The organism is Haloferax marisrubri, assembly GCF_001469875.2.
GTDB classification, from domain to species: Archaea; Halobacteriota; Halobacteria; order Halobacteriales; family Haloferacaceae; genus Haloferax; species Haloferax marisrubri.
Genome location: NZ_LOPW02000016.1, coordinates 157,608 through 159,018 on the forward strand (window position 1 = coordinate 157,608; position 1,411 = coordinate 159,018).

General features: G+C 59.2%; 1 pseudogene. It reads right to left on the reverse strand.

The annotated features are described in order from the left end of the window. Positions 1 to 1,411 (reverse strand): annotated as a pseudogene (locus AUR65_RS12110) (ATP-binding protein); the annotation flags it as partial.

Sequence of the window (1,411 nt, forward strand, 5' to 3'; positions counted from 1 at the left end):
ATCTCGGAGGGGCCGCATCGAGTTGAGGAGAGTATACTCAGTAGCCTCGCGGTTCATCACCTCAAGAACTTGGCTGAGGAAATGGACATCATCATAGCTGAGGCCACGCTTCCGAAGTTCGTTATCGGAGATAGGGACCTCACTAGCTTGGACGGGCGATGAGCGAGCTTCCGGATGCCCGTTCCCGTCGCCCGGTGACTCCTCTTCGTCCTCAGTCGCCATGTTGAACAACGAGGTACTCTCCTGTGGCTCAGCATTGGTATCACTCGTTCCGGTCGATATCGACGGACTATCTGGTGTCCCTTGTCCGATGAACGAAGATTGCGTGGAGTCTGTTTCCACACGATTTCGATCAGCGGTAACTGTCGTGTCGTCTCTTGGGCTTCCCCAACCAGCCTCATCTCGGATCGGGGTCGAGTCACCCACCTCAGCAAGCCCATACTGAGCCTGTGTTCGCTCCGACAGTCGCGGGAGGGCCACAGTCTCGAAATGGTCCGCCTGTTCGACAGACAACGGCTCGTCACTCTCTGGATGACCGGCCGCTATCGGGAGCGGCTTCACCGAAAACGGGGCTGGGCCGGTCTCCCCGAATGACGGACTCGGCAGTTGGGCGATCCACTCTCCGCTGGGGAGCGTGTTAATCCGGTTTCGGAGGTCAGTCGGGGTCAGGTCTTCGTGGGCCAGCGATTCAGCGAGGTCGCGCTCAAGCGAGATGTTCCCGATGAGCTTCGTCTTGATGTTGTTGAGAACCTCGTCGTAGGCGCGTTCGCTCCGATTTCGAACCTGCCCGGGGAACTGCATTACCAGTCCCATGCTCAGACCGAACGACCGGCCCTGTGGAAGCAACTGCTCGGAGACGAGTTTCGTTGATGCGACGGGGGCCGCCTCCTCGATGATGAGGTTGGTAAGGTTCTCGTAGTCCGTGTTCCCGTCACGGCGACGTACCTGCACCGCGTCCCAGAGGTTACTCAATAGGAGGAGTGTGATCGCTCGCTGTGCCTCCGGGCGAAGGTCACCTAAGTCGAACAGGATCGTGACGTCTTCGTCGAGGAATTCACGGAAGTCGAATCGGTTGTCAACGTACTCTCCCGTCTCGTCCTGTTCCGGAACGTGGCTGAAGATCCGTCGCAGGTGGGCGTCTTCTCTGAGTTTATCGAGGCGGTTCCCGACGGCGTCCATCGACACTTGGAACTGGTGGTCGTCCTTCGCGAAGTGCCGCGTGAGCGACTCCTCGACGCTCCGATTGTCCGCCGAAACCGGCGGCACAGTTCGCTCCCGCTGCATCTCGAGGGCGGCCGCAAAGAGGTCATCCAACCCGAAGACGTCGCTGCCATACTCCTCGTCGAACAGCGCCTTGATGAGGTAGCTGAGAATCTCGTTTGCGACGAACGCTTGTCCGTACTGCTCGCGG